Genomic DNA, 20,130 nt, shown 5'->3' with positions numbered 1-20,130 from the left:
TCAGGACTCCGGGGCGATCCCCGCCGGCAGCGGCGCCGCGTGGACAACGCCCAGGTGGCGGGTGGTGCGGGTCATCGCCACGTACAGATCGCCGGCACCGTGTTCCGCGAGCACCTCGGCCGGCTCGAGGATCACCACGCCGTCGAACTCCAGGCCCTTGGCATCCTGCGCGGTCATCACCGCGATCTCGTCGTCCACGCCGGAGGAGCCCGCACCGATCGTCGGCAGGGCATCGAAGGTGCGCAGGCTCGCGATGACGGCGTCGCGGCGGGACGAGCTCGTGATGACGGCGAGGCGCCCGATCCCTTCGGCGTGGAGAGCGGCGACCGACGCGGCGACGCGCTCCTCGAGCGCGGAAGCGTCGACCTGCTCCCCGAGCGCGGAAGCGTTGACCTGCTCCACGAGCGGATCGCGGTCGCCCTCGCGCACGGAGGTCACCGGGGTGACGGGGAGGTCATGGGCGCGCGCCATCGCGAGCGCGCGGTCCATGATCCGCGCCGGGGTGCGGTAGTTCACCGAGAGGTGCTCGATCTGCAGGCGATCCTGCACGTAGGGGGAGAGCGCCTGCTCCCACGAGGAGGAGCCGCCCGCGGAGGAGGTCTGCGCGACGTCGCCCACCACGGTGAAGGACTTGGTGGGGGCGCGGCGCATGAGGGCGCGCCAGCTCATCGCCGAGTGCTCCTGCGCCTCGTCCACCACCACGTGGCCGTAGGTCCAGCCCCGCTCCGAGGACGCGCGCTCGGCGAGGGTGCGCCCGTCGCGGATCCGGGTCACCTGATCGGCGAGGTCCTCGGCCCGGACGATGCCCGAGGTGTCGAAGTTCTCGATGACCTTCCGGGCGTAGTCGACGTCGGCCTCCCGTCGGCGCGCGGCCTCCTGGGCGCGGGCCTCGGCGGGCGCAGAGTCCTCGCCGAGCAGCTCGGCGACCTCGTCGAGCAGCGGCACGTCCTCGACCGTCCAGGGCGCGTCCTTGGGGCGGACCAGGAGATGCAGCCGGTCGGCGAGCGACCGCGGTGCGGCGCTGCGGAGACGATCCTCGCGCGACAGCAGGATCCGCAGGAACCCCTCGGGGGTGTACGGCAGCCAGGCGAGGTTCAGGGCGCGCCGGACATCGGGGTCGTGACGCAGATCGGCCAGCAGATCGGGCCGATCCTCGGGGACGATCGTCTGCCCCCGGGCTCGCAGCGCCTTCTCGTAGCTCTCCACGAGTCGGTCCATCGCGGCCCGCACGAAGACCGAGCGCGCGGCGTTGTGCGGCTTGTGCGTGGCGCGGGCCTCGCGGCGCGCGGACCGGATGGCGTCCCGGGTGAGGGTGATCGGGGTGCCGTCGATCCGGAAGCGGACGTCCTTCTCCGGCACCACCTGGCGCTGCTTGACGGCGCGCGCGAGCAGCTCGGCCATGGCGATGTCGCCCTTGACCCGGGCGGTCTCGTCGTCGTCGTGCACGAAGGTCTCCACGCCCGGGAACATCTCGCCGGGGGTCAGCATCACCACGCCGGACTCGCCGAGGCTCGGGAGCACCCGCTCGATGTACCGCAGGAAGCCGGGGGTCGGGGCCATGATCAGCACGCCGGTGTGCTCGAGGCGCCGGCGGTGCGTGTAGAGGAGGTAGGCGGCGCGGTGCAGGGCGACCGCCGTCTTCCCGGTGCCGGGCCCGCCCTGGACGACGAGCACACCGCGGTTGTCCGAACGGATGATGCGGTCCTGCTCCGACTGGATGGTCGCGACGATGTCGCCCATGCGTCCGGTGCGCTGCCCGGAGACGGCGGCCAGCAGCGCCCCCTCGCCGTGGAGGACGACGTCCTCGCCGGACTCCTCGAGGACGCTCTGGTCGAGGACGTCGTCCTCGAGGCCGACCACCGTCCGGCCCCGGCTGATCAGGTGCCGGCGCAGGCGCACCCCCTGGCGGTCGGTGCTCGTGGCCTGGTAGAAGGCGGCGGCCGCCGGGGCGCGCCAGTCGACCAGGAGCTGCTCGCGTTCCGCGGTGAACAGTCCGATGCGGCCGATGTAGTGGCGAGCGTGGTCGTCGGTGTCGAGCCGGCCGAACACGACGCTGCGGGCGACGGAGCGCAGCAGCGCGAGCCGGTCCTCGTACAGCGCCATGAAGGCGTCGCGCTCGGAGCGGTTCTGGTGGGTCGAGGCGTGCTGCGAGCCCTGGATCTCGTCGAGGTTGCGTTCGACCTGGGCGATGAGCTCGTCGAGACGGGCGTAGAGCCTGTCGGCGTAGCTCTGCTCCCGGGCGACTTCCTGAGCGAGCTTCTTCTCAGAATCGTCCACGGACCTGCTCCCCCTGACGGTTGACCGGACACCGCGCCGTGCCGAGCGGACCCGGGACCTCTCCGACGCGGTGGTCCATTATGGTGGACGGGCCTGGATGCGCGTGCCATCCGGGCGGTCGCGAGGGAGGAGACGGCGATGCGAGACCCGCGGGACCTCTACCGGTTCGAGTCCGCCGACGTGCTGGCCGCCGTCCCCCGGGACGGGCTGACCCTCGTCACCGCGCTGCCGGGCCTGGTCGACGCCGGCAACGCCTGCCGCATCGCCGCCACCTACCTGCGCGATGAGCTGCGGCATCTGCCGCTGGTCACCTTCGACGCCGACGAGCTGCTGGACTTCCGCGGCTCGCGACCGCAGGCCGTGTTCGACGGCACCTCCTATACGCGGGTCGAGATCCCCGAGGTGACGCTCTCCCTCCTGTACGACGAGTCCGACCGGCCGTTCCTGCTGCTCGACGGCCCCGAGCCGGACCTGCAGTGGAACCGCTTCGCCGAGGCGCTGATCGACCTCGTGGAGTTCTTCGAGGTCGAGCGGGTGGTGGGGATGCAGGCGGTGCCCATGGCCGTCCCGCACACCCGACCCATCGGACTGTTCACCCATGCCAACGATCCCGCGCTGCTGGGTGATCCGGGGACGCGTGCGATCCCGGCTCCGGGCACCGATCCCTCCGGCGAGGAGGGGACCGAGATCGTGGTGCCCGCGAGCTTCGGGGCGCTCCTCGAGCTCCGGCTGGGCAAGGCCGATCATCCGGCGATGGGGTACGCCGCCCAGATCCCGCACTACCTCACCCGCACCGACTTCCCAGCCGGGGCCCTGGCTCTGCTGCGCCGCGTGAGCGAGGCGGCCGGTCTCGACCTCCCACTCGTCAACCTCGGCGATCTCACCGATGCCGCGACGACCGCCCTCGAGGGGACGCTCGCGCAGAACGCCGAGGTGCGCCAGATCGTCGCCGCGCTCGAGGAGCAGTACGACTCCCTCGCCGAGAACGACGAGGGGTCCCCGATCGCGACCACCATGGACCTGCCCACCGCCGAGGAGCTCGGGGACCACTTCGAGCGGTTCCTCGCCGATCAGGGTGACGGAGACGGGAACGGGACCGCGGACCGCTGAGGCGGTCGCCGGAGCGGCGGCTGAGCGCCCGGGCCGCCCGGTTCGTTATGTCTTCGTGACCGGCCGGGGACGAAGTCCGTGTGAAGCGGGCCACGCTCGTGTCATCATGGGGTCGTTGCGGTGATGCAGGTCCAGCAGGACAGTCCGTCGAAGGTGCCTCGGCACAGCGATACGGCTTGCACCTGACGCCACCCGCTCCGGCGGGGGACGGCACACGCGGCACCGCGGTCGCGTTCCGCGACTGTTGATGGACGACACAGAAGGTGACAGGAATGGCACAGGGCTCGGTCAAGTGGTTCAACGCCGAAAAGGGCTATGGATTCATCGAGATCGACGGAGGCGGCGCAGACGTCTTCGTGCATCACAGCAAGATCGACATGGACGGCTACCGCGCCCTCGACGAGGGTCAGCGCGTGGAGTTCGAGGTCAGTCAGGGCGACAAGGGGCCGCAGGCCGAGCAGGTTCGTCCCCTCTGATCGTCGGGCACCCCGAGATCTCACGGACCGGGCAGGAGCTGAGGCTCCTGCCCGGTCCGTCGTTCGTGCGCCACCGCAGGGCGGCAGAGCACGTCCCGCGCGCGGCGGGGAGTACGGGGTCCGGACGAGCCAGGGCGCCGGTCCGCACGGGATGAGCCGACGGCGTCGAGCGGCCGCTCAGCGCGGGACGATCACGCTGCCGGTACGGGCGAGGGCACGGACCCGGTCCTCCGGGGCGAGCCGCACCGAGACGGCGTCCGAGCGCAGCGCCCGGTCGACGCCCTCGGGCAGTGGGCGTTGCGAGGCGACCAGCACGCAGTTGCCGCGGCGCTTCCCGCTCAGATGGGACGGCTCGGCGATGACGCCGACGTGGGCGAAGGTCGCCGCGAGGGTCGCGACCTCGTCCGCGAGCAGGCTCGTGCCCGGGGGAGCGGCGCAGTTGGCCAGATAGATGCCGTCCTCCCGGAGGACCCGATCGACCTGGCCCACGGCCGCGGCGTCGGTGAGCGCCCGCGGCGTCACGGCACCGGCGAAGACGTCGCGGACCACCACGTCGAAGCGGTCCTCCCGCCAGGAGTCCAGCGCCTCCCGGGCATCCCCGATGCGCAGTCGCAGCTGGGGGGACCGGGGGAGGTCGAACCAGGTCCGGACCCCGTCGGCGAGCAGCTCGTCGAGCTCGACCACGATCTGGCGGGAGCCGGGGTGGGCGGAGGCCACGGCGCGCGGCAGGGAGCAGCCCCCACCCCCGAGGTGCGCGAGCTGCGGCGCGGGGGCGTCCGACCCGCGCTCGGCCAGATGGAGGTCGATCACGAGCTGCATCCACCGCATGTACTCGAACACCAGGTGCGCGGGGTCGGGGTGCAGGTGCGAGGACGGCACCCCGTTGACCTCGAGCAGCACCGACCCGTCGTTCTCCCGGCTCAGCCGGGCGCTCCCGGTCGAGATGGCCAGCGGGACATCGAGGGCGGGAAGGTGCTCGAAGGGGAGGGAGCGGGAGCGCTCTCGCGCGCGGCGGGCCATCGGGCCACTCTAGAAGACGCGTCCGATCGTTCCTCCCCAGGGCGTCCTCGTCCCCAGCGCATCGGCACCGGCGTCATCCGTCGGACCCTCTCCCTAGCGTGGGATCACCACAGCACGACAGCACGACAGCACGACAGCACCGCGGCGCACCGCGCGGCGGCGAGGCACGGAGGAGGGACATGATGACGACCATGACCGGACGAGGCGCGAGGGCGATCCCCGCCGCCTCCGGTGCGCTCACCCTGCGACGCCGTCTGGCGCTGCTCGACCAGGACCAGGCGGATCTCGAGCGGGCCCGGGAGCTTCTGGCCCAGGCGCGGATCGCCGCGCCGCTCGCTCCGCGCGAGGCCTTCGAACTGGCGCATCGCTCCGCTCTCCGCGGTGCGGGGATCCTCGTCGCCCGGGCGAACCGGGAGCGCAAGCGGAAGCTGCCGCTGAACGTCTGGGCGGCGCTCGACCGGCTCGGACCGGACGGCAGGGACCGCGCGGAGGCCCTCGCGCCGCTCGTCGCCGAGCGCGCGCGACTCGATCGCAACCTCGCGGCCCAGCCGGATCCGGGGCTCCTGGAGCAGCATCTGGAGGGGACCGCCGCACATCTGGATCTCGTCGCCGCGGCCCTGCTCGACGATCTGCCGCCGCACCTGACCGCGCTCGCCGGCTGAACGCTCCGCGGAGCCGAGCCGGTCGCGCGGCAGGACGCGACCGGTACAGTTCCGCCACGGAGGAGGTGTCGCGTGATCCGAGAGCAGGCGGCGGGGGAGGAGGTCCCCGGGATCCTCCACCTCGACATGGATGCCTTCTTCGCCTCGGTGGAGATCCGCGACGATCCCTCGCTCCGGGGGCTGCCCGTGGTGGTCGGCGGAGCCGGAGCGCGCGGCGTGGTCGCCGCTGCGAGCTATCCCGCCCGCAGCCGGGGGATCCGCTCGGCGATGCCCATGTCCACCGCCCGGCGCCTGGCGCCCGACCTCGTGATCGTCCCGCCCCGCATCGACCACTACCGGCGCGTGTCCGCCCGGGTGATGGAGCTGCTGGGCACCGTGGTCGCGGACATCGAGCAGATCAGCGTCGACGAGGCCTTCCTCGATGCCCGCCCGGCCCGGCGTCTGTTCGGCGAACCCGCGCAGATCGCCTCCCGGCTGCGGCTCCTGATCCGGGAGGAGCTGGATCTGCCCTGTTCGGTCGGCGGCTCCGTCTCCCGGCCGGTCGCGAAGATCGCCTCGGCGCGGGCGAAACCCGACGGGATGCTCATCGTTCCCGCCGCGGAGACGGCGGCCTTCCTCGCGCCCCTCCCCGTCGGAGCCATCTCGGGCATCGGGCCCAAGGCGGTCGCCGCGCTCGAGAAGCTCGGGGTCGACACCATCGGCAGCCTGCGCGAGCTCCCTCCGTCGGTGCTCGCCCGGGTGCTCGGCCCGCGGGCCGCCGAGATCGGCCGCCTCGCCGGCGGAACCGACCGCACCGGGCTCGGCCACCGCACCCGTGACCGCTCCCTCGGAACCGAGCGCACCTGGGACGAAGACCTCACCGATCCCGACGAAGTGCGCCGCCGGATCACCCAGATGGCTGACGACGTCGCCCGGCAGCTGCGCGGCAGCGGCTTCGCGGCGCGCACCGTCGTGCTCAAGCTCCGGGCGCCGGACGGCACCACCCTCACACGCTCCTCGACCCTCGACCTGCCCACCGACTCGGGCGAGCGGATCCGCGAGCACGTGGTGGCGCTGTGGGAGAGGGAGCGCCCGCGGATGCCCCGCGTGCGGCTCGCCGGAGTGCGCGTCACGCAGATGCAGCCCGCCCGCGGCGGCCCCGCACAGCACGAGCTCGTGGGGCGGACCACCGGGTGGCAGGACCTCGAGGCCGCCATGGATCGCGCCTCAGCCCGGTTCGGGGTCGACTCGCTCCGCCGCGGGTCGACCCTCGCCCCGGGGTCGTCGGCAGCTCCCGGAGCGGCCGCGGCCGGGTCGTCCCCGCGAACCCCCGACGAGCCGCCCGAGGACTCCGGCCCCGCGGTCGCCCCGGGTCTGTGGTGAGGCGTGGCCCAGACTGTTCACAACACTCAGCGCGGGGATCTAGACTGTGCTGACCGCCGACGAGGGCCGGGATCCTCTCCGGATCCGAGATCGGCGACAGTGCGCCCGACGGCGCGTGAGGACGGGGACAAGGAGCGGGATCATGCCGCTGTCTGAACACGAACAGAAGATGCTCGACGAGATGGAGCGCCAGCTCTTCGCGGACGATCCGCGACTCGCCCGGGCATTCGCACCCTCGCGCGGTCCGCGACGCAGCGGCCGCCGCATCCTGATCGGTCTCGCCGGAGTCGTCCTCGGACTCGGCGTGCTCGTCCTCGCCGTCTCGCTCAACCTGATCTGGCTGGGCGTCATAGCCTTCCTCGGGATGCTCGGCGGCGCCCTCTTCGCGATCACCGGACCCCGCACCTCGGCCGACCCCGGCGGCGCGGTCCCCGGCGACGGTGACGGCGGCTCCCGCCCGACCGCGCCGCGAGGTGGCGGCGACGACTTCCTGCGCAAGATGGAGGAGCGGTGGGAGCGGCGCTCGGGGGACGACCCCCGGGTCTGATCCCTCCCGGTCCGGGCCCCGTCCCGCACCTCTGACCTGATGCCCCGGCTCCCGTGAGCCGGGGCATCGTCATGTCCGGCTTCCGCCGCTGCGCTCCCCGGATCTCCGCCGCTGCGCTCCCGGGCGTTCCCCCGATCCGCCACTCCGCTCCCGGGCCGTCCCCCACATCGCTTCCCGGGCATCCCCCACATCGCTCCACCGGCGCCCTCCCTCGTCCTCCACCTCCCTCCCCGTCGACCCTGCCGTCGCCTCGATCCCGCTATGACCTGCGAGTTCCCCCTAGTGGTTGCGGGGGAGGGGAGGGCGACCCCGGCGCCGGGGCGCTGCGGCGCGCCCGACGTCGCTCCCGGCACGCAGATTTCCCTCCACCTCACACCACCCCTGTGACCTGCGGACTCGCAACACACACAGGGTGATCTGGCGCATTCTGAGGGCAATGGTGGGGAGTAGTGGGGTAAAGTGGAGCGTGTTGGGAGGAGATGGAGTCCGGATCGCGAGTCGTGGTGAGCGAAGGAGGTCGAGATGTTCCTCGGCACCTTCACGCCCAAGCTCGACGAGAAGGGCCGCCTGATCTTCCCGGCGAAGTTCCGCGACGAGCTCGCCTCGGGACTGGTCATGACTCGTGGGCAGGAGCACTGCATCGCCGTGTACCCGCTCGGAGAGTTCCGCCAGAAGCTCGAGGAGGCCCGTCGGGCGCCCACCACCGATCGGCGCACCCGCGACTACCTGCGTGTGCTGCTGTCCGGCGCGGAGGACGTCATCCCGGACAAGCAGGGCCGCATCACCATCCCGGGCCACCTGCGCACCTACGCGGGCCTGGACCGGGAATGCGCCGTCATCGGCGCGCTCGACCGGCTCGAGATCTGGTCCCTCCCGGCGTGGGAGACCTACCTCGAGCAGAAGGAGGAGGGCTTCGCGGAGACCTCCGAGGAGGTGGTCCCCGGCCTCTTCTGAGCTCGGTTCCCCGGACCTCCGTCCTGTGAGACCTCTCGTCGTTCCCGCCCCGAGGCACCTTCCCCGGCGGCGGGTCGGGAACGACGGGGAATCTGGCAGGACGGGACCGCGCCCAGGGCGCACCCGGAGCCGCGCACGACGACAGCCGACACCACACGGAGAACGCACGGACCCAGGGGAGGGGTGACATGGACGAGACGACCGACGCCAGGCCCGCCGAGGAGCGGCACCTGCCGGTGCTCCTGGCCACCTCCGTCGACCTCCTCGTCCCAGCGCTCCAGGAGCCGGGCTCGGTGTACCTGGATGCGACCCTCGGCATGGGCGGCCACGCCGCCGCCGTCCTGCAGGCCGCCCCGCAGGCCCGCCTGGTCGGCATCGACCGCGACCCCCAGGCCCTCGAGCTCGCCCGGCAGCGGCTGGACCGCGCCGGCGTCGGCGACCGCGCCACCCTGGTCCACGCGACCTATGACCGGATCCCCGAGGTGCTCGAGGAGCTCGACCTCCCCGGCGTCCACGGCGTGATGATGGACCTGGGGCTCTCCAGCTTTCAGATCGACACCTCCGAGCGCGGCTTCTCCTACTCGGTCGACGCGCCGCTGGACATGCGCATGGACCCCTCCTCGGACGCTCCCTCCGCCGCGGACCTCCTGCGCGACCTGCCCGAGTCCGAGATCGCCCGCATCCTCCACGAGCTGGGGGACGAGCGCTTCTCCCGGCGGATCGCGCGACGCATCGTCGAACAGCGCGAGATCGCCCCGCTCACCCGCAGCGGCGAGCTGGTCGAGCTGCTGGACCGGGCGATCCCCGCGGCCTCCAAGGCGAGCGGCGGGCATCCCGCCAAGCGCACCTTCCAGGCGCTGCGGATCGCCGTCAACGAGGAGCTCGAGATCCTCGCCTCGGCGCTCGAATCCGCCCTCGACGCCCTGCTGGTGGACGGGCGGATCCTCGTGGAGTCCTATCACTCCGGCGAGGACCGCCTGGTGAAGACCGCCTTCGCGCGCCGCACCCGCTCCTCGGCCCCGCCTGGGCTGCCCGTCGAGCTGGAGGAGCACAGACCCACCTTCGCCCCGCTCGTGCGCGGGGCGCTCCAGGCCGATGAGGCCGAGCGGGAGGGCAATCCCCGCGCCGCCTCCGTCCGACTCCGTGCCCTGACCCGTACCCGACCCGCGAAGAGAGCTCACTGAGATGGCCAGCACCTCCGCCGTTCACGCGCCCGCGGTCCGTCCCGCCCGGGGGAAGCGGAACGCCGCCCCCCGTCCCCGACTGACGGTCGTCGCGTCCCCGCGCACCGCCCGCGGCCCGATGCCGTTCACTCTGCTGTGCACGCTGATCGTGGTCGCGACCCTCGCCGCCCTCCTGTACCTGAACATCCAGATGTCCGGTGCCAGCTACGAGATCACCCGACTGCAGAACCAGTCCCAGCGGCTCACCGAGGAGCAGCAGGCCCTCGCCGAGACCGACGAGCGCCTCGGCACCCCGCAGGAGCTCGAGCGCCAGGCCCGCGAGATCGGCATGGTGCCCGTCACGGATCCCGCATACATCGACCTCGACACGGGCGAGGTCATCGGCCAGACGGCGCCGGCGGCGCAGACTGAGGCCAACCCGGAGCTGGCGGCGGTCCCCGCAGAGGTGGCCGTGCCGCCGGCGCAGATCTACGAAGAGCCCACGACCTACCACGGCATGGGCAACGAGGGAGCCTGACCATGGCGCGGTCCCGCACCACGCGCACCCGCCGCCCCGCCCGGGGCGGTGCCCCCCGCGTCCCCCGCGCCCGCGTCGGCGCCCCCGCTGTCCGCCACCGCCTGCTGCTTTGCATGATCATGGTGGCGGTAATGACGCTGTCCGGTCGCCTGATCTGGGTGCAGGGACTCGACGCGAGCGCCCGCGCCCAGGAGGCGGTCGAGCAGCGCACCGTCACCCGCACCATCCCCGCCCTGCGCGGCGACATCCTCGACCGCAACGGCACCGCGCTGGCGAGCTCGGTCCAGCGCTACGACCTGTGGGTCGACCAGCGCCAGGTCGACGAGTACCTCAAGAACTCGAAGTCCGCCGACGTCAAGGGCGTCGAGGCCGCCGCCCGGGACCTCGCGCCGGTGTTCGGCTGGACCGTCGAGGAGACCGAGGAGGCGCTGACCGGGGACAAGGGATTCAAGTACCTGGTCAAGAACGTCGAGCCGAAGGTCCGTGACGCGGCGCTCGCGCTGAAGATCCCCGGCGTCGGCTCCGACGCCGTCGCGGACCGCATCTACCCGGCGGGCTCCGTCGGCGGCAACGTCCTCGGCTTCGTGGGCGGCGAGGGCACGGCGCTCGCCGGCGTCGAGCTCTCCTTCGACGAGGAGCTCCGCGGCGCCGACGGGTCGACCACCTACGAGCGCGGCGCCGCCGGCCAGATCATCCCCACCGGCAAGCAGGAGACCACCGCCGCGGTCGACGGGCAGGACGTGGTCCTCACCCTCGATCGCGACCTGCAGTGGAAGTCCCAGCAGGTGATCGCCGCGGCAGTCGAGCAGTGGGGTGCCGAGGGCGGCAGCGCGATCACCTACAACGCGCGCACCGGCGAGGTGCTGGCCCTGGCCGAGTACCCGACCTACGACCCCAACGATTTCGCGAACACCGATCCCGCGGATCTGGGGAACCGGTCGATCTCGAACGTCTTCGAGCCGGGCTCCACCGGCAAGCTGTTCACCGTCGCCGCCGCCCTCGAGGAGGGCACGGTCTCGGTGGACGACCAGTTCGAGATCCCCTACGAGATGTACTTCGACGGGCACCGCATCAAGGACTCCCACGTCCACCCCGATCAGCAGCTGACCCTCGCCGGGGTGCTCAAGAACAGCTCGAACGTCGGCACGGTGCAGATCTCCGAGGAGCTCGACCCCGAGGTGCGCTACGACTACCTGCGCGCCTTCGGCATCGGCCAGCCCACGGGCATCGAGCTGCCGGGCGAGTCGGCGGGCGTGCTCCACCCTGCCGAGGACTGGAACGGGCGCACCCGCTACACGACCTCCTTCGGCCAGGGCTACAGCGTCAACGCGCTGCAGATGGTCGCCGCGATCGGCACCTTCGCGAACGACGGGGTGCGGGTCCAGCCCACCCTGATCGCCGGGGTGCAGGAGGCGGACGGCACGATCAGCCCGCTCGGCGAGCCCGAGCAGACCCGCGTCATCTCCTCGGAGACCGCCGCGACGATGCTGCAGCTGATGGACAACGACGTGGACGACGAGACGTCCGGCGCGGCCGTGACCGGCTACGCGGTCGCGGGCAAGACGGGCACCGCCCAGACGGCCGACGGCCAGTACACCGCCTCGTTCATCGGCTTCGCCCCGGCGGACGACCCGGAGATCGTCACCGGCGTCTTCATCTTCGGCCTGGACACCTTCATCTCCGGCGGCCGCGCCGCGGCACCGGCCTTCTCCGAGCTGACCACCTACACGCTGCAGAACCAGGGCATCGCCCCGACGGGCGTTCCCGGCCGTGAGCTCGAGAACGAGTGGGGCCAGGAGTGAGCGGCGCCGGCCCCCTCGCGGACCATCCCGCGGAGATCACCCCCGAGCCGGCCCGCCCGCGTCGCCCCCTCGGCGCGGACGCGGCGGACCTCGCCCGCGCCCTCGGAGCCCCCTTCCCTGAGGGCGCGGAGCGGGTGCGCGCCCAGGGCGTCACCCTGGACTCGCGCGGCGTCGCGCCCGGCGACCTGTGGTGCGCGCTGCCCGGCGCGAACGCCCATGGCGCGGACTTCGCCGCGCAGGCTGCCGGCCGCGGAGCAGTGCTCGCCCTCACCGATGCCGCGGGGGAGGAGCGCTGCCGCACCGCCGGACTGCCGGCGCTCGTCGTCGAGGATCCCCGCGCCGCGACCGCCCTCGCCGCCGCCGCGGTCTACGGGCATCCGGCGCGCCGCCTCAAGACCGTCGGCGTGACCGGCACCAACGGCAAGACCTCGATCACCACCGTGGTCACCGCCGCGCTCACCGCCCTGGGCCGATCCACTGGCGTCATCGGCACCTCCGGCACGAGCTACACGGGGGCCGACGGGACACCGCACCGCTTCGCGACGGTCCGCACCACCCCCGAGTCGCCCGAGCTGCACGGCATCCTCGCCCGCATGGTCGAGGACGGCACGGAGGTCGCCGCGATGGAGATCTCGAGCCACGCCCTCGTGCTGCACCGCGCCGACGAGGTGGTCGTCGACGTCGCCTGCTTCACCAACCTCACGCAGGACCACCTGGACTTCCACGGCACCATGGAGGCCTACTTCGCGGCGAAGGCCCGGCTGTTCACCCCGGAGCACTCCGCGGCGGGCGTGATCTGCGTGGACGACGCCTGGGGGCGCCGGCTCGCCGCCGAGGCGAGCGTCCCGGTGATCACCTATGCCACGCGCGAGGGCGTCGACGCCGACCATCGGGCCCGCGACCTGCGCGCCGACGGCTACGGCACGACCTTCACCGTCGACGGCCCCGACGGGGAGCGCACCCTCCACGCCGCGCTGCCCGGCCGGCACTACGCCGCCAACACCCTCGCTGCCGAGCTGATCCTCGACCGTCTCGGACACCGCGGCCCCGCCGTGCGCGCTGCCCTGGCCGAGGCCGGGACCGTCCCCGGCCGGATGGAGCTCGTGGCCGAGGCCCCCGTGCGCGGCGTCGTCGACTACTCCCACACCGCCGACGCCCTCGAGCAGGCGCTCGTCACGCTGCGCGGCGTGCCCGGGACCCGTCGCCTCATCGCGGTGATGGGCGCGGGCGGCGACCGGGACCGGACCAAGCGCCCGGCGATGGGCGAGGTCGCCGCGCGCCTCGCGGACGTGGTGATCGTCACGGACGACAACCCGCGCTCCGAGGACCCCGCCGCGATCCGGCGCGAGGTCCGCTCCGGCATCCCGGCGGGCGCATCGGCGCAGGTCCACGAGGTCGACGGCCGGGCCGCGGCGATCGCCCTGGCCGCCCGGATCGCCGACGTGGCGGACACCATCCTGGTGGCGGGCAAGGGAGCCGAGACCGGACAGACGATCGGCGGTATCGTCCATCCGTTCGACGATCGCGAGCAGCTGCGCGAGGCCCTCGCGGCCGCGCACCGCCCGCACCCCGACCCGACCGACGGAGGACGCTGAGGATGCTGCAGACCACGGCCCGGGAGATCGCCGACCTCACCGGCGGCTCCCTCGTGGGGGGTGCGACCGGGGCGGAGACCGTGACGGGCGCCGCCCGCATCGACTCGCGCGCCGTCACCCCCGGTGACCTCTTCGCCGCCTTCGTCGGCGAGCACGCCGACGGGCACGACTTCGTCGCCCGCGCCCTCGAGGACGGCGCGGGGACGGTCCTCGTCTCCCGGGATCTCGGGCTCCCCGGGGTGCTCGTGGAGGACGTCCGCGAGGCGCTGTCCACTCTCGCCCGCGCCCAGCTCGAGCGCGCCCGCGCCGAGAACCCCGATCTCGTGGTCCTCGCCGTCACCGGCAGTGCCGGCAAGACCGGCACCAAGGACCTCCTCGGCCTCGTGCTCTCCGCCGCGGGGGAGACCATCGCCCCCGTCGGCAGCCTCAACAACGAGCTGGGCCTGCCGCTGACCGTGCTGGGTCTGCAGCCCACCACCCGCTTCCTGGTCCTCGAGATGGGCGCCCGGGGCATCGGTCACATCGCCCACCTCACGGCGATCGCCCGCCCCGACGTCTCCCTCGTCCTCAACGTCGGCAGCGCGCACCTCGGCGAGTTCGGCGGCGTCGACGCCATCGCACGCGCCAAGGGCGAGCTCGTCGAGGCCCTCGCCCCCGAGGGGCGCGCCGTGCTGAACGCCGAGGACCGCCGGGTCGCCGCGATGGCCTCCCGCACCTCCGCGCCCGTCCTCGACTGGGGCTTCTGGTCCGGCACCCTCCGCGGCGAGGACCTCGACCTCGACGAGGACGCCCGACTCTCCTTCACCCTCGTCGTGCCGGAGGGCCTCACGGCGCTCAGCGGCGCCCCGATCCCCGCCGGCCGCTTCCCGGTGCGCCCCGACCTCCTCGGGGAGCACCAGGCCGCGAACGTCCTGGCCGCGCTCACCGGCGCCCTCGCCGCCGGGGTCGACCCCGCCGCGGCGACCGCGGCCCTCGACGGCGCGCGCCTCGCCTCCGGGCAGCGCATGGAGGTGCACCGCGCGGGCGGGGCCCTCGTCGTCGACGACGCCTACAACGCCAACCCGGACTCGATGCGCCACGCGCTCAAGACCCTCGCCCATCTCGGCCGGAGCCACCGCACGATCGCCGTCCTCGGCGAGATGCTCGAGCTCGGGGACGATGCCGTGCGCCTGCACGACGAGATCGGCCGCCTCGTGGTCCGCCTGAACATCGACCACCTGATCGTCGTCGGCGACGGCGCCGCACCGATCCACCACGGGGCCAGCCTCGAGGGGAGCTTCGGCGGCGAGTCCGAGTTCGTCGACACCGTCGAGGAGGCGATCGCTGTGCTAGAACGTACGGTGATGCCCGGCGACGTGGTGCTCCTGAAGTCATCGCGCGACGCCGGACTGCGGCGGATCGCCCGACCGCTGGTCGCTCACCTCGAGCGAGCAGGAGAGCCCGACCCGCGGGCGGACGGAGGGGATCACGCATGATCGCGATCATCATCGCGGGAGCCGCTGCGCTGCTGCTGTCGATCCTCGGCACACCCCTTTTCATCAAGCTCCTGGTGAAGAAGGGGTACGGACAGTTCATCCGGGATGACGGCCCCACCTCGCACGCGACCAAGCGCGGCACCCCCACCATGGGCGGCGTCGCGATCATCCTCTCCACGCTCCTCGCCTACGGCCTCACCCATCTGGTGCTGTGGACCAGCCCGAGCGTCTCGGTGCTCCTCGTGCTCTTCCTCATGGTCGGGCTCGGCGTGGTCGGCTTCCTCGACGACTACCTGAAGATCTCCCAGCAGCGCAGCCTGGGCCTGCGGCCGCGGGCGAAGCTGATCGGCCAGTTCCTCGTCGCGACGGTCTTCGCGGTGCTGGCGCTGCTCTTCCCGGACAGCGACGGCAACACCCCCGCGTCCACGAAGATCTCCGTGGTCCGCGACGTGGAGTGGCTGGACCTCTCCTTCCTCGCGGACCTGCTGCACTCCGCGGCCGGGATGAATCTCGCCGTGATCGGCTCGGCCCTCGGCTTCGTGCTCTTCGCCCTCTGGGCGAACTTCCTCGTCGCCGCCTGGTCCAACGGTGTGAACCTCACCGACGGCCTCGACGGACTCGCGAGCGGCGCGACCATCATCTTCACCACCGCGTACCTGATCATCTCCTTCTGGCAGTGGCGGCAGGTGTGCAGCGTCGATCTCGACGCCGGCGGGGTCGTCCACTGCTACACCTCGCGGGACCCGCTCGACACCGCCGTGCTCTGCGCGGCGATCATCGGCGCCTGCGTCGGCTTCCTGTGGTGGAACACCTCGCCCGCGAAGATCTTCATGGGCGACACCGGATCGCTCGCCCTGGGCGGGGCGATCGCGGGCCTGACCATCGTCTCCCGCACCGAGGTGCTCGGCGCGATCATCGGCGGCCTCTTCGTGATCATCTCGCTGTCCGTGATCATCCAGGTCACGAGCTTCAAGCTGACCGGCAAGCGGGTGTTCCGGATGGCGCCCCTGCAGCACCACTTCGAGCTCAAGGGCTGGAACGAGGTGACGATCGTGGTCCGCTTCTGGATCGTGGCCGGGATCCTCGCCGGAGTGGGCCTCGGCATCTTCTACCTCGACGCCCTCCCGAGGCTCAGCTCATGACCTCCGCGTACGCGGCGGACCTGGTCCTGCCGGTCCAGCAGCGGCCCTGGCCCGGGCTCGACGTGACGGGCGTGCGCATCCTGGTCACCGGCTTCGGGGTGTCCGGGTACGCGGTGGCCGACCAGACCATGCAGCGCGGCGCTCGTGTGCTCGTCGTCGATGGGCAGGACACCCCCGAGCTGCGTGAGCGGGCGCAGATCCTCGAGGTGCTCGGGGTCGAGGTGCGCCTCGGCGCCGAGCAGACCACGGCCCTCCCCGCCGACCGCGAGATCGACCTCGTCGTCACCTCCCCGGGATGGCGCCCCACCCAGCCGCTCCTCGCCGAGGCGGCCGCGGCCGGCATCCCCGTGTGGAGCGAGGTCGAGCTCGCGCGCCGCATGCAGTCCGCCGACGGGCCCGCGTGGCTCGGCGTCACCGGCACCAACGGCAAGACCACCACGGTCACCATGCTCGAGTCCATCCTGCGGGCGGCCGGGCTGCGCGCCGTCGCGTGCGGGAACGTCGGGCTGCCCGTGATCGAGGCGGCGCTCGACCCGGAGGGCTACGACGTGCTCGCGCTCGAGCTGTCCAGCTTCCAGCTGCACTGGACCGAGCACCTGGACTGCGAGGCCGCGGCGGTGCTCAACGTGAGCGCCGACCACCTCGACTGGCACGGAGGGGCCGAGGAGTACGCGCGCGCCAAGGGCCGGATCTTCGAGGGCGTCCGCACCGCCTGTATCTACAACACCGCCGACGAGGTCACCCGCCGCCTCGTCGAGGAGGCCGACGTCGTCGACGGCGCGCGGGCCGTCGGCCTGACGCTCGGCACGCCGGGCCCCTCGGAGCTGGGCCTCGTCGAGGACATCCTCGTCGACCGCGCCTTCCACCCGGACCGGCACCGTGCCGCGGCCGAGCTGGGCCGGCTCGAGGACCTCGCACATCTCGGCGCCCGCGGCGCCGGCCCCCACGTGCTGCTCGACGCGCTCGCGGCGGCCGCCCTCGCCCGCGCCCACGGCGTCCCCGCACACGCGGTCCGCGACGGGCTGCGCGCCTACGAGATGGGCGCCCACCGAGCCCAGGTGATCGCCACGATCGACGGCATCACCTACGTCGACGACACCAAGGCCACCAATCCCGCAGCGGCCGCGGCCTCCCTGCGGGCCGCCGAGCGGATCGTGTGGATCGCCGGCGGCGACACCAAGGGCGCCGACGTCGGCGAGCTCGTCGCCGCCTCCCGGGAGCGCCTCGTCGGCGCCGTGCTGCTCGGCGAGGATGCGACGCCCTTCACCGAGGCCCTCGCGCGACACGCACCCGAGGTCCCCGTCCGGCGCATCGATCCGGGCGACACTGGCGATGCCCCCGGACGAACGCGTCTGATGGAGGCCGCGGTGCTGGCCGCCCGCGACCTCGCCTCGGCGGGGGACGTGGTGCTGCTGGCACCCGCCGCCGCCTCGATCGACCAGTTCCGTGACTACGCGGAGCGGGGGGATCTGTTCGCGGCGGCCGTGACCCGACGGCCGGGAGCGACCGCATGACCAGGGAGATCGCATGACCATGGAGGAGACCCGCCGTCGGTCCACCGACGTCGTGCGCCCCGACGAGGAGCAGCCGCTGGGCAACATCTCCGGCCGCGTGCGCGACGGGGTCGGCTCGTGGCTGCGCTCGCCAGCCCTCGACTTCTACGCCCTCATCGTCCTCGGCGCCCTCCTGATCGGCCTGGGGCTCGTGATGGTGCTGTCGTCGTCCTCGGTGCTGAACATCGCCCGCGGCGAGTCGGGCTTCGCCGGTCTCTTCCGCCAGGGCACCTTCGCGGTGATGGGCCTCATCCTCCTCGTGGTCGCCGCATGCCTGCCGCCCGGCTTCTACCGCAGGGCGGCCTGGCCGCTGTTCGGCCTGGGCATCGCGCTGCAACTGCTCGTGCACACCCCGCTCGGCGTCGACGTCGCCGGCAACCGCAACTGGATCCAGCTGGGCGGGCAGCGGCTGCAGCCCTCCGAGTTCCTCAAGCTCGCCCTCGCCGTCTGGCTCGGGGCGCTGCTCGCCACGAAGCGACCCCTGCTGAACCGGCCCGCGCACCTGCTCTTCCCGCTCGTCCCCGGGGTGGGTCTCGCCCTGGGGCTGGTGGTCCTCGGCCACGACCTCGGCACCACGCTGGTCATGTGCATGCTCGTCGCCGGGGCCGTGTGGGTCTCCGGCGCGCCGCGCCGCTGGTTCGCCGCCGCGGCCGCCGCGGGCCTCGCCGGCGTCGTCGCCCTGACCGTCACGAGCTCGAACCGCATGGCCCGCATCGAGAACTGGCTCCACGGCACGTGCGAGGGCGACTCCTGCTACCAGTCCGACCAGGGCCTGATGGGTCTCGCCGAGGGCGGCTGGTGGGGCGTCGGCCTCGGCGAGTCCCGGCAGAAGTGGGGCCGGCTCCCCGCGGCCGAGGACGACTACATCTTCGCGATCATCGGCGAGGAGCTGGGGCTGATCGGCACCCTGGGCGTCCTCGCCCTGTTCACCTGTCTCGCGTTGGTGATGTTCCGGATGATCACCCGCATCGACGACCACTTCATGCAGATCACCATCGCGGGGCTGAGCGCCTGGCTGCTCGGCCAGGCCTTCGTGAACATGATGGTGGTGACCGGCCTGATGCCGGTTATCGGCGTCCCGCTCCCGTTCATCTCTGCCGGCGGCTCCGCACTGCTGGCCTCGATGACGGCGCTCGGGGTGCTGATCTCCTTCGCCCGGCGCGAGCCCGGCGCCGCCGAGGCGATCAGCGCCCGGATGGGTGCTGTCCGCCGCTCGATCACCGTGCTGCCCGCTCCTCGTGACGCCTCCGCGGGCAGGACCGGCGCCCCGAAGCGCGGCCGGTCCTCGTCCCCGACGCGGGGCTCGGGTCGGTCACGCAGCCGCACCGGTCGCAGCTCCCGCACCACCCGGAAGGGATGACATGACCTCCACCACCCCGCCGCGGATCCTCCTCGCGGGCGGCGGCAGCGCGGGCCACGTCTCGCCGCTGCTGGCCACCGCGGACCGGCTCCGCACCCTCGCGCCCGGCGCCGAGATCGTCGTGCTCGGCACCCCCGAGGGCCTCGAGACCGATCTCGTGCCCGCCGCCGGCTTCGAGCTGGTCACGATCGACAAGGTCCCCTTCCCACGTCGGCCCGACGGGGCGGCCCTGCGCTTCCCCGCGCGCTTCACCGGTACCCTGCGCGAGGTCCGGGCCCTGCTGCGGGAGCGCCGCATCGACGTGGTCGCGGGCTACGGCGGGTACGTGTGCCCGCCCGCCTATCTCGCCGCGGCCTCGGCGAAGGTGCCCTTCGTCGTGCACGAGGCGAACCGTCGGCCGGGACTCGCCAACCGGCTCGGAGCCCGCCGCGCCGCCGCCGTGCTCACCGCCTTCGAAGGATCGACCCTGCCCGGCGCCCGCCGCATCGGCATGCCCATGCGCCGCGCCGTCGCCGAGCTGGACCGCGCGGCGCGCCGCGACGCGGCGATCGCCGGCTTCGGCCTGGACCCCGCCCGCCCCGTGCTGCTGACCACCGGCGGCTCCCTCGGGGCGCAGCGCCTCAACGCCGCCGTCGCCGCGGCCTCCGAGGACCTGCTCGCCGCCGGGGTGCAGATCCTCCAGGTCACCGGGCGCGGCAAGAACGAGGGCGTGACCCCCCGTCCCGGCCACGTCGTGCTCGAGTACGTCTCCGCGATGGAAGACGCCTACGCCGCCGCGGATCTCGCCCTGACTCGCTCCGGAGCCGGGACGGTCTGCGAGCTGAGCGCCGTGGGCCTGCCCGCCGTGCTGGTCCCGCTGCCGATCGGCAACGGCGAGCAGGCTCTCAACGGGGAACAGCTCGTCGAGGCCGGAGGCGCCCTGATGGTCGAGGACTCCCGCCTCGACGCGGACTGGCTGCGCGCGCACGTGCTGCCCCTGATCACCGACCCGGCGGCGCTCGCCCGGATGGCCGAGGCGTCCCGCACGGCGGGCATCACCGATGCCGCCGAGGTGATGGCGGAGGTCGTGATCGGCGTCGCACGCCGAGCCTGAC

The 20,130-nt window shown here is 73.0% G+C and carries 17 protein-coding genes; 15 read left to right on the top strand and 2 right to left on the bottom strand.

Going from position 1 to position 20,130, the window contains the following annotated elements:
• The gene (locus V1258_RS10295; protein WP_329749585.1) at positions 1-2,277 is read right to left on the bottom strand and encodes a HelD family protein; all 2,277 of its coding nucleotides are present in this window, start codon (positions 2,275-2,277) and stop codon (positions 1-3) included.
• 138 nt (positions 2,278-2,415) lie between these two features.
• On the opposite strand from V1258_RS10295, the gene V1258_RS10290 reads away from it, so the two are divergent.
• Both V1258_RS10290 and V1258_RS10285 read left to right on the top strand, forming a co-directional pair.
• Positions 2,416-3,387 (top strand): proteasome assembly chaperone family protein, encoded by a 972-nt coding sequence (locus V1258_RS10290; RefSeq protein ID WP_329749583.1) that lies wholly within the window; start codon positions 2,416-2,418, stop codon positions 3,385-3,387.
• A gap of 272 nt (positions 3,388-3,659) precedes the next feature.
• Positions 3,660-3,863, top strand: coding sequence for a cold-shock protein (locus V1258_RS10285; RefSeq protein WP_010551414.1), 204 nt, complete (start codon positions 3,660-3,662; stop codon positions 3,861-3,863).
• Between the two features lie 177 nt (positions 3,864-4,040).
• Here V1258_RS10285 and V1258_RS10280 read toward each other — a convergent pair whose 3' ends face one another.
• Positions 4,041-4,883 carry a spermidine synthase gene (locus V1258_RS10280; protein WP_329749582.1) on the bottom strand — a complete coding sequence of 281 codons (843 nt, stop codon included), beginning with the start codon at positions 4,881-4,883 and terminating at the stop codon, positions 4,041-4,043.
• 182 nt (positions 4,884-5,065) lie between these two features.
• Between V1258_RS10280 and V1258_RS10275 the strand changes: the two genes are divergently transcribed.
• The 13 genes from V1258_RS10275 (at position 5,066) to V1258_RS10215 (ending at position 20,129) form a co-directional block, all read left to right on the top strand.
• Positions 5,066-5,545, top strand: a complete 480-nt coding sequence (locus tag V1258_RS10275; RefSeq protein WP_329749580.1) for an SAV_6107 family HEPN domain-containing protein — start codon at positions 5,066-5,068, stop codon at positions 5,543-5,545.
• A 72-nt stretch (positions 5,546-5,617) separates the two neighbouring features.
• Positions 5,618-6,907 (top strand): DNA polymerase IV, encoded by a 1,290-nt coding sequence (gene dinB / locus V1258_RS10270; RefSeq protein ID WP_329749579.1) that lies wholly within the window; start codon positions 5,618-5,620, stop codon positions 6,905-6,907.
• A 142-nt stretch (positions 6,908-7,049) separates the two neighbouring features.
• A complete protein-coding gene (locus V1258_RS10265) occupies positions 7,050-7,454 on the top strand; it encodes a DUF3040 domain-containing protein (RefSeq protein WP_329749577.1) in 405 nt (134 codons plus the stop codon).
• Between the two features lie 522 nt (positions 7,455-7,976).
• Positions 7,977-8,408, top strand: a complete 432-nt coding sequence (gene mraZ, locus V1258_RS10260) for a division/cell wall cluster transcriptional repressor MraZ (protein WP_329749575.1) — start codon at positions 7,977-7,979, stop codon at positions 8,406-8,408.
• 188 nt (positions 8,409-8,596) lie between these two features.
• Positions 8,597-9,592 carry a 16S rRNA (cytosine(1402)-N(4))-methyltransferase RsmH gene (rsmH, locus tag V1258_RS10255; protein WP_329749573.1) on the top strand — a complete coding sequence of 332 codons (996 nt, stop codon included), beginning with the start codon at positions 8,597-8,599 and terminating at the stop codon, positions 9,590-9,592.
• A gap of 1 nt (position 9,593) precedes the next feature.
• Positions 9,594-10,109, top strand: a complete 516-nt coding sequence (locus tag V1258_RS10250) for a hypothetical protein (protein WP_329744795.1) — start codon at positions 9,594-9,596, stop codon at positions 10,107-10,109.
• Between the two features lie 2 nt (positions 10,110-10,111).
• Positions 10,112-11,911: a peptidoglycan D,D-transpeptidase FtsI family protein gene (locus V1258_RS10245; RefSeq protein ID WP_329749571.1), complete on the top strand. Its 1,800-nt coding sequence runs from the start codon at positions 10,112-10,114 to the stop codon at positions 11,909-11,911.
• Entirely contained in the window at positions 11,908-13,506 is a 1,599-nt protein-coding gene (locus tag V1258_RS10240; protein WP_329749570.1) for a UDP-N-acetylmuramoyl-L-alanyl-D-glutamate--2,6-diaminopimelate ligase, read from the top strand. The genes V1258_RS10245 and V1258_RS10240 overlap by 4 nt, the downstream gene beginning before the upstream one ends.
• A gap of 2 nt (positions 13,507-13,508) precedes the next feature.
• Entirely contained in the window at positions 13,509-14,981 is a 1,473-nt protein-coding gene (locus V1258_RS10235) for a UDP-N-acetylmuramoyl-tripeptide--D-alanyl-D-alanine ligase (RefSeq protein WP_329749568.1), read from the top strand.
• The gene (gene mraY, locus V1258_RS10230; RefSeq protein WP_329749566.1) at positions 14,978-16,123 is read left to right on the top strand and encodes a phospho-N-acetylmuramoyl-pentapeptide-transferase; all 1,146 of its coding nucleotides are present in this window, start codon (positions 14,978-14,980) and stop codon (positions 16,121-16,123) included. Before V1258_RS10235 ends, mraY begins: the two co-directional genes overlap by 4 nt.
• Positions 16,120-17,637, top strand: coding sequence for a UDP-N-acetylmuramoyl-L-alanine--D-glutamate ligase (murD, locus tag V1258_RS10225; protein WP_329749564.1), 1,518 nt, complete (start codon positions 16,120-16,122; stop codon positions 17,635-17,637). The genes mraY and murD overlap by 4 nt, the downstream gene beginning before the upstream one ends.
• 13 nt (positions 17,638-17,650) lie before the next feature.
• Positions 17,651-19,036: a putative lipid II flippase FtsW gene (gene ftsW / locus V1258_RS10220; RefSeq protein WP_329749562.1), complete on the top strand. Its 1,386-nt coding sequence runs from the start codon at positions 17,651-17,653 to the stop codon at positions 19,034-19,036.
• 1 nt (position 19,037) lies between these two features.
• Complete coding sequence (locus V1258_RS10215) at positions 19,038-20,129, top strand: UDP-N-acetylglucosamine--N-acetylmuramyl-(pentapeptide) pyrophosphoryl-undecaprenol N-acetylglucosamine transferase (protein WP_329749560.1); 1,092 nt, start codon at positions 19,038-19,040, stop codon at positions 20,127-20,129.
• Position 20,130: the final 1 nt, after the last annotated feature.

Origin of the sequence: Brachybacterium sp. J153 (genome assembly GCF_036311905.1) — a bacterium.
Lineage (GTDB): Bacteria > Actinomycetota > Actinomycetes > Actinomycetales > Dermabacteraceae > Brachybacterium.
This window is presented reverse-complemented; position numbering and strand designations above follow the sequence as displayed.